6 protein-coding genes are annotated in these 7,307 nt (G+C 77.2%); 2 read left to right on the forward strand and 4 right to left on the reverse strand.

Going from position 1 to position 7,307, the window contains the following annotated elements; all coding sequences use genetic code 11:
- Window positions 1-31 precede the first annotated feature (31 nt).
- Window positions 32-262, reverse strand: coding sequence for a DUF2892 domain-containing protein (locus PSR1_RS08150; protein WP_059437116.1), 231 nt, complete (start codon window positions 260-262; stop codon window positions 32-34).
- A 90-nt stretch (window positions 263-352) separates the two neighbouring features.
- On the opposite strand from PSR1_RS08150, the gene PSR1_RS08155 reads away from it, so the two are divergent.
- Window positions 353-2,437 (forward strand): hypothetical protein, encoded by a 2,085-nt coding sequence (locus PSR1_RS08155; RefSeq protein WP_059437117.1) that lies wholly within the window; start codon window positions 353-355, stop codon window positions 2,435-2,437.
- 46 nt (window positions 2,438-2,483) lie between these two features.
- Here PSR1_RS08155 and PSR1_RS08160 read toward each other — a convergent pair whose 3' ends face one another.
- Window positions 2,484-2,798: a hypothetical protein gene (locus PSR1_RS08160; RefSeq protein WP_059437118.1), complete on the reverse strand. Its 315-nt coding sequence runs from the start codon at window positions 2,796-2,798 to the stop codon at window positions 2,484-2,486.
- 119 nt (window positions 2,799-2,917) lie between these two features.
- Between PSR1_RS08160 and PSR1_RS08165 the strand changes: the two genes are divergently transcribed.
- Window positions 2,918-3,202 (forward strand): hypothetical protein, encoded by a 285-nt coding sequence (locus tag PSR1_RS08165; RefSeq protein WP_237757872.1) that lies wholly within the window; start codon window positions 2,918-2,920, stop codon window positions 3,200-3,202.
- Here the strand turns inward: PSR1_RS08165 and PSR1_RS08170 are convergent.
- Complete coding sequence (locus PSR1_RS08170; protein ID WP_059437119.1) at window positions 3,157-5,241, reverse strand: amylo-alpha-1,6-glucosidase; 2,085 nt, start codon at window positions 5,239-5,241, stop codon at window positions 3,157-3,159. The two genes, PSR1_RS08165 and PSR1_RS08170, sit on opposite strands and share 46 nt — an antisense overlap.
- Entirely contained in the window at window positions 5,238-7,148 is a 1,911-nt protein-coding gene (treZ, locus tag PSR1_RS08175) for a malto-oligosyltrehalose trehalohydrolase (RefSeq protein WP_059437120.1), read from the reverse strand. Before treZ ends, PSR1_RS08170 begins: the two co-directional genes overlap by 4 nt.
- Between the last annotated feature and the right edge of the window lie 159 nt (window positions 7,149-7,307).

Consider the following 7,307-nt stretch of genomic DNA (forward strand, 5'->3'; position numbering starts at 1 on the left):
CGGGCGGGCCCGGCCTGCGTGCGGCGGGGGCTCAGCGCTGCGAGGACGCGGGGACGGGGGCGCCGCGCAGGCCGGCCTTGCGCATGATGATCTCGGCCGGGCAGAAGCCGGTGAAGCCGCTCTGGAACAGGTTCGCGCCCACGAAGACGGTGAGCCAGAGCCACCGGGCGCTCACGAAGAGCGGGCTGGCCTCGACGCCCAGCAGGAGCGAGGCGAGGACGAAGGTCCCGGCGAGGATGCGGACACCGCGTTCGGCGGTCATGACATGTCTCCTTCGGGGCGTCCGGCGCCCCTCATTGCAGGCGTGAGAGGCCGGGAACGCCGGGAAGGGTTCGCGGTAGAGTGCGCGGCCATGTCCCTCGCCGCCGCGACCCTGGTCGCCCTCGCCATGACCGCCGCCCCGAAGCCCCCGCCCGCCCTCGCCCGCGCCGTCGAGCGCTGCACCGCCGCCCTGGTCGCGAAGCACGGCGAGCCCGAGCGGGATCGCGCCGCCCGCGGCGCCGCCCAGGCCGCCGCCTTCTGGCGTCCCTCCGACGGCGACGCGAAGGCGTTCGAGGCGCTCTGCGTGGAGCAGTTCCGCGCGCGCGGCAGCGACCTCGACCAGACCTTCAAGCGCTTCGAGGCGAGCTTCGAGGCGCTCGACGGGAACGGCCTCGAGATCGCCCGGACGCTCTCCTCGTTCGCGCAGCTCGACGTCGGGCCCATGCAGCCGGTGGACGGGCTGCTGGCCGCGTACGACCCCTCGGCGCACGTGGTGGACGACCTGTTCGACGGGAAGATCGCGTTCGCGGCGCTGCTCAACTTCCCGCTCACCACGCTCGACGAGCGGCTCCGCCAGGGCGAGGGCTGGTCCCGGCGCCAGTGGGCCGAGGCGCGGCTCGCGAACCGCTTCGCGCGCCGGGTGCCCGCCGCGGTGAACCGCGAGATCGCGAAGGCCGGCGCGGACGCCGACCTCTACATCGCCGACTACAACGTCTACGTGCACCACCTGGTGGACGACCGGGGGGCGCGCCCGTTCCCGAAGGGCAAGCGGCTCCTCTCGCACTGGAACCTGCGCGACGAGCTGAAGGCGCAGTACGCCGACCCGCAGGGCCTCGCGCGGCAGCGCGCCATCGCCAAGGTGATGGAGCGGATCGTGACGCAGACCATCCCGGCCGCGGTGGTGAACGACCCGACCGTGGACTGGAACCCGTGGACGAACGCGGTGCGCCCGGCGCCGGCCGAGGAGATCGAGGACGGGGCGAAGCCGCGCGCGAAGGTGGACGGCGCGCGCGAGGCCGACCAGCGCTACGCGCGCATCCTCGCGAACTTCCGGGCGCAGCGCGCCGCCGACCCGTACTCGCCCTCGGCGCCCACGCTCATCGCCCGCAAGTTCGAGCTGGAGCGCGAGCTGCCCGAGGCGCGCGTGGTCGCGATGCTGGAGGAGGTGCTGGGCGCGCCGGAGATCAAGCGCATCGCGGCGCTCATCGAGGCGCGGCTCGGGCGCAAGCTGGAGCCGTTCGACATCTGGTACCCGGGCTTCAAGCCGCGCTCGCGCCAGTCGGAGGCGGAGCTGGACGCGATGACGCGCCAGCGCTACCCGACGCCCGCCGCGTTCGCGAAGGACCTCCCGAACGTGCTCCAGCGCCTCGGGTTCGCGCCGGAGAAGGCCGCCTGGCTGGCGGAGCGGATCGCGGTGGACCCGGCCCGCGGCTCGGGCCACGCCATGGGCGCGGCGCGCCGCGGCGACCAGGCGCACCTGCGCACCCGGGTCGGGCCGGACGGCATGGACTACAAGGGCTTCAACATCGCCGTCCACGAGCTGGGCCACAACGTCGAGCAGACGTTCTCGCTGTACGGCGTGGACTCGACGCTGCTGCAGGGCGTGCCCAACACCGCCTTCACCGAGGCCATCGCGTTCGTGTTCCAGGCGCGCGACCTCGAGGTGCTGGGGCTGCCCGGGCCCGGCGCCGAGGAGCAGCGGCTCCGCGCGGTGAGCGACCTGTGGGACGCCTACGAGATCGCCGGCGTGGCGCTGGTGGACCTCGGGATCTGGAAGTGGATGTACGCGCACCCGCAGGCCACCCCGCCGCAGCTCCGCGAGGCGACGCTGGGGATCGCGCGCGACGTGTGGAACCGCTGGTACGCGCCGGTGCTCGGCGCCCGCGACGTCCCGCTGCTCGCCATCTACTCGCACATCGTCTCGAACGTCCTGTACATCCCCGACTACCCGGTGGGCCGGCTCATCTCGGCGCAGATCGAGGACCACCTCGCCAGCCTGCCGAAGGGCGCGACGCTGGGCTCGGAGGTCGAGCGGATGACCACCGTCGGCGCGGTCTCGCCGGACCTGTGGATGAAGAAGGCCACCGGCTCGCCGGTGTCCGCCACCCCGCTCGTCCGCGCCGCGGCCCGCGCGCTCGACGCGATGCCGGCGCAGGGCGCGACCGGGAGCCGGTAGCCCGCGACGGCTCCGCCCCGGGCGCGCGCCGCGCCCGGGGGCGCCGTCACTCCGCCGCGCCGGCGCCCTCCCCGCGCGCGCGACCGCGGCCCCGGCACGACGCCACGAACGCGTGCGCCTCGTCGTAGCCGCCCACGAAGCAGCGGCGGCCGCCGGGCGCGTCGTCGTAGACGGCCACCGCGCGGATCCAGGCGAAGGCCGGCTCGAACTCGTCCCAGCCGACCTCGCGCATGGCCGTGGGGCAGGACTCGCCGGGCATGGCCAGCGCGAGCCGCCCGCTCGCCTCCTCGCGGCACGGCCGGGCCTCGCGGGCCTCGGCCCAGCGGCGCAGCTCGACGACGTCCTGCGTGGTGCGAAGCATGGCTCTCCTCCGTGGCGGGGGTGCCGGCCGGACATGCCGGGCGCGCACGCGCCGCGCACGGGAAGATGCGGAGGCACCCCGCCCGGCGCGGTGGCCGCCGGATGCGCAGCATGCCGGGCATGGCCGAGAACGAGTGGACGGACGGGGCGGCCGACCGGGCGCGCGAGGCGGCCGAGCGGCGCGAGACGGGCGGGGCGAGCGTGCCGGCGGGCGGGGCGAAGGGGCCGGGGGACCTGCGGGTGCCGGCGGAGCGGCGGGAGCCGCCGCAGGAGGCGCCCGACGAGCCGCCGCGGCGCGCGGGCGTGGTCCCGCCGCCCGAGCGCGAGGAGGCGCCCGAGCTGCTCGGCGAGCAGAGCGACTACCCGATCTCGCGGCCGGATCCCGACCGCGACCCGGGCGCCTGAGCCGCGGCCGCGCCGGAGACGCGCAGCAGCGCGCGGAGCAGCTCCGCGACGCCCCACGCCTGCGCCACGCAGCCGCGCGGCGTGAACGGCGGCTCGGCGTCGAACACCTCCGAGATCTGCCCCAGGCACGCCTGGCCGAGCTCTCCCACGAGCCCGTCGAGCGCCCGCCGCGCGCCGTCGAGATCGCCCGGGTGCACCCGCAGCCACGCGTCCACCCACGGGCCGACGAGCCAGCTCCACACCGTGCCCTGGTGGTAGGCGGCGTCGCGGGTCCGCAGGTCCCCGTGGTACGTCGCCTTGTAGTCCGGGTGGTCGCGGGAGAGCGATCGCAGGCCCACCGGCGTCAGGAGCCGGTCGCGCACGGTCTCGAGCACCGGGGCCCAGCGGTCGCGCTCGAGCACCGGGCTGGGCAGCGAGACGGCGAGGAGCTGGTTGGGCCGGCAGGCGGGATCGTCCCGCCCGTCCTCGCCATCCACCACGTCGAACAGCTGCCGCCCCGCCGCGTTCCAGAAGCGCCGGTTGAAGGACGCGCGGGCGCGGGCCGCCGCCTGGGCCGCGGCCCGGGCCGCCTCGCCCTCCCCCTCCTCCTCGAGCCAGCGCGCCAGGTTCGCGAGCGCGTTGAACCACAGCGCGTTGATCTCGACGGCCTTGCCGCGGCGCGGGGTCACCACCCAGCCCTCCACCTTCGCGTCCATCCAGGTGAGCTGGTAGCCCTGCTCGCCCTGGCGGAGCAGCCCGTCCTGCGGGTCCACCCCGATGCCGAAGCGCGTGCCGCGCTGGTGGTGCGCGACCACGTCCCGGAGCACCGGCAGGAGCCGGCGGAGGAGCTGCCGGTCGCCGGTGGTCCGCACGTAGCGGTCCACCGCGTGGAACATCCAGAGCGTGGCGTCGGCGGTGTGGTACAGCCCCTCCGCGTCGCCCTCCGGGAACAGGTTGGGGATGAGCCCGTCGCGCACGTGGCGGGCGAACGCGCGCAGGATCGCCGCGGCGTCGCGCGCGCGGCCGGTGCAGAGCGTGAGCCCCTCCAGCGAGATCATCGTGTCGCGGCCCCAGTCGGTGAACCAGTGGTAGCCGGCGATCACGGTGCGCGGCGCGTCGCCCTCCGCCCGCGCCTGCGCCTCCTCCTGCACCCGGCCCGCCGGCTCCACCACGAACGCGTCGGCGGCGAGCACCAGCTCGGCCGCGGGGCCCCGCCGCGCCGCCTCCGGCGCGCGCGCCAGCAACGCCTCCCGCCGCGCGCGCTCGGCCCGGAGCGCCTCCTCCGGCGCCAGCGCCGCCACCCGGTCCCACGGCTCGGTGGACGCGACCAGCGTCACCGGCGCGTCGCGCCCGAGGTCCACCCGGAAGAAGCCTGGGCTGAACAGGTCGCCCTGCGTGTCGTAGCCGCGGCTCGCCTCCACGCGGTAGACCACCTCGGCGAGCCGCTCCTCCTCGACGGTGAACGCGGCGCGCGCGCCGTGCAGCAGCAGGCGCAGCGGCGGGAAGCGCGGGTCGTCGCCGGCGACCTCGAGCCGCCCCTGCGCCGCCACCAGCCGGTAGGCCGTCACCGGGCCGGAGACCGGCGCGTCGTGCGGGCGGAAGTGGACGCCGGGCCGGAGCGTGAGCCGCACCGGGCCGTCGCCGTCGAGGAGCCGGTAGGAGACGTGGACGGTGTTCTGGCCGTGCACGAGCGCCACGCGCCGCTCCAGCACCGCCCCGTCGAGCCGGTAGGTCCACACCGGCAGCCCGCCCTCGAGCCGGAAGCCGCGCAGGTGCTCGGCGCCGTGCAGGGCGAGCCCCACCGAGCGCTCGTCCGCGGCCAGCCGGATGGCCCGGCCGTCCGCGAGCCGGACCCGGTCGGACAGGTGCGAGAGCATCACCGCGCGCCCCACGCCCGGCAGCGCCGCGACGAGCAGGCCGTGGTAGCGCCGCGTGCACGCGCCGGCGAGCGTGCCGCTGGCGTACCCGCCCAGCCCGTTCGCCACCAGCCACTCGCGCTCCAGCAGCGCCTCGGCGCCGTCGGCCGGAGCCCAGCCCTGCCGCACCGGCAGCGCGATCATGCCGCGCCCTCCGGCTCCGGCTCGAGCAGCAGCGCGGCGTGCGCCGGCACGAGCCACCCGGCCGCGTCGTCCAGCGCCGGCGTCCCCGCGCCGCCGTAGCGCGGGTCCTCGGTCGAGAGGGCGACGCGCCAGCCGCGCCCCTCCGGCGGCGCGACGAGCGGCTCGGGCAGGCCGTCGGCCTCGAGGTCCGGGCCCAGGTTCACGAGGAGCAGCCGGTCGCCCGCGCCGTCCGCGAGCCAGCGGAGGCAGAGCGCCTCCGGGGCGAGGACCGCGCCGTCCAGCTCCGCCTCGCCGCCGCCGAGCGCCGCGGTGCCGCGGCGCAGCTCCAGCAGGTCGCGGTGGAGCGCGCGGAGCTCGCGCCCGGCGGCGCGCTCGGCGGGATCCAGCCGGCAGCGGGCGAACGTCTCCGGGTCGGCCGGGTCCGGGAGCGCGTCGCGCATGTCCGGCCCGGCGACGCCGGGGAACTGGCGCAGGAACGCGCCGCGCCCCTCGCGCACGCGGTGCCCGAGCTCGCCCCCGTGGTCCGCGAAGTACAGGAACGGCCGCGTCGAGCCGAACTCGGCCCCCTGGAACAGGAGCGGCGTCCACGGCCCGAGGAGCAGCAGCGCGGTGAGGGCGCGGTGGCGCCCGGGGCTGGTGAGCGCGCGCAGCCGCTCGCCGCGCGGGTGGTTCGCCACCTGGTCGTGGTTCTCGAGGTAGGCGACGAACGCGCGCGGGGGCAGGCCGCGGGTGGTGCGGCCGCGGCGCTTGCCCTGCCAGGCGTAGCGCTGCCCCTGGAACAGGTACCCGCGCTTCGCGGCCGAGACGAGCTCCTGCGGCGCGCCGCGGTGGTCGTGGTAGTACGCGCCGCGCCGGCCGGTGGCCGCGACCACCGCCGAGTGGTGCAGGTCGTCGTTCCAGGCGAGATCGAGCCCCATGCCACCCTCCTCGCGCGGCCGGAGCAGCGAGGCGTCCTGCGGCTCGTTCTCCGCGATCACGAGGATGGCGCGGCCCGCCGCGGCGGCCGCCGCCCGCGCGCGCCGGGCGACCAGCGCGACCACGTGCTCCTCCGACGCGTCGAACATCCCCTGGGTCGCGTCGAGGCGCAGGCCGTCGAGGTGGTACTCGGAGATCCAGGCCGCCGCGCTGCCGGCCACCAGCTCGCGCACCGGCCCGGCGTCCTCGCCGTCGAAGTTGAGCGGGTCGCCCCACTCGCCCCGGTAGCGCGTGGAGAAGAAGCCCGGCGCGAGCTCCCGGAGGTAGCAGCCGTCCGGGCCGAGGTGGTTGTAGACCACGTCGAGCAGCACGCCGAGCCCGACCGCGTGCGCGCGGTCCACGAAGCGCCGGAGGTCGTCCGGCGCGCCGTAGAGCCGGGTCGGCGCGAACAGGTCCACGCCGTCGTAGCCCCAGCCGAACCTGCCCGGGAACTCCGCCACCGGCAGGACCTCCACCGCGGTGACGCCCAGCTCGGCGAGCGCGAGCAGCTCGCGCTCCGCCGCGGCCCAGGTCCCCTCCGGCGTGAACGTCCCGACGTGCAGCTCGTAGAGCACCTGCCCGCGCGGCCGGAGCCCGCGCCAGCCCGCGTCCGTCCAGCGGAAGCGCGAGGGATCGACCACCTGCGACGGTCCGTGCGGCCCCTCCGGCTGGAAGCGTGAGAAGGGGTCCGGGTAGGCCGCCCCGCCGTCCAGCCGGTAGCGGTAGCGCGCCCCGTCGCCGAGGCCCGGCACCAGCCCCGCGTGCCAGCCGCCGGGCTCGGGCGCGAGCGCGTGCGCCGCCTCGCGCGCGCCCTCGACCCGCACCTCCACGCGCGCGCAGGCGGGCGCCCAGACGCGGAAGTGCACGCCCCCGTCCACCACCTCGGCCCCGGCGGCGAGCCGGCGCCGCGGGACGCTCGGCGGCCGCGTCCCCGGCGCAGCGTCGATCCTCACCCCCGTCACCGTAAGGCGCGCCGGCGGGCGGCGCCCCCGGGCCACCGGCGCCGTGGTTAGCGTGACGGGCGGACGGGGGGCGGGCATGGCACTCGGGATTCGGCGCGGGCGGACGGGCCGGGCGGCGGCGATCGGGGCGGGCGGGCTGGCGACCGCCTC

It is taken from the genome of Anaeromyxobacter sp. PSR-1 (genome assembly GCF_000964525.1).
Lineage (GTDB): Bacteria > Myxococcota > Myxococcia > Myxococcales > Anaeromyxobacteraceae > Anaeromyxobacter.

Excerpts from the sequence above, each read along its gene's own strand:
- PSR1_RS08170 (WP_059437119.1), bottom strand. The coding sequence starts at position 5,241 with ATGATCGCGCTGCCGGTGCGGCAGGGCTGGGCTCCGGCCGACGGCGCC.
- PSR1_RS08160 (WP_059437118.1), bottom strand. The coding sequence starts at position 2,798 with ATGCTTCGCACCACGCAGGACGTCGTCGAGCTGCGCCGCTGGGCCGAG.
- PSR1_RS08155 (WP_059437117.1), top strand. The coding sequence starts at position 353 with ATGTCCCTCGCCGCCGCGACCCTGGTCGCCCTCGCCATGACCGCCGCC.
- PSR1_RS08150 (WP_059437116.1), bottom strand. The coding sequence starts at position 262 with ATGACCGCCGAACGCGGTGTCCGCATCCTCGCCGGGACCTTCGTCCTC.
- PSR1_RS08165 (WP_237757872.1), top strand. The coding sequence starts at position 2,918 with ATGGCCGAGAACGAGTGGACGGACGGGGCGGCCGACCGGGCGCGCGAG.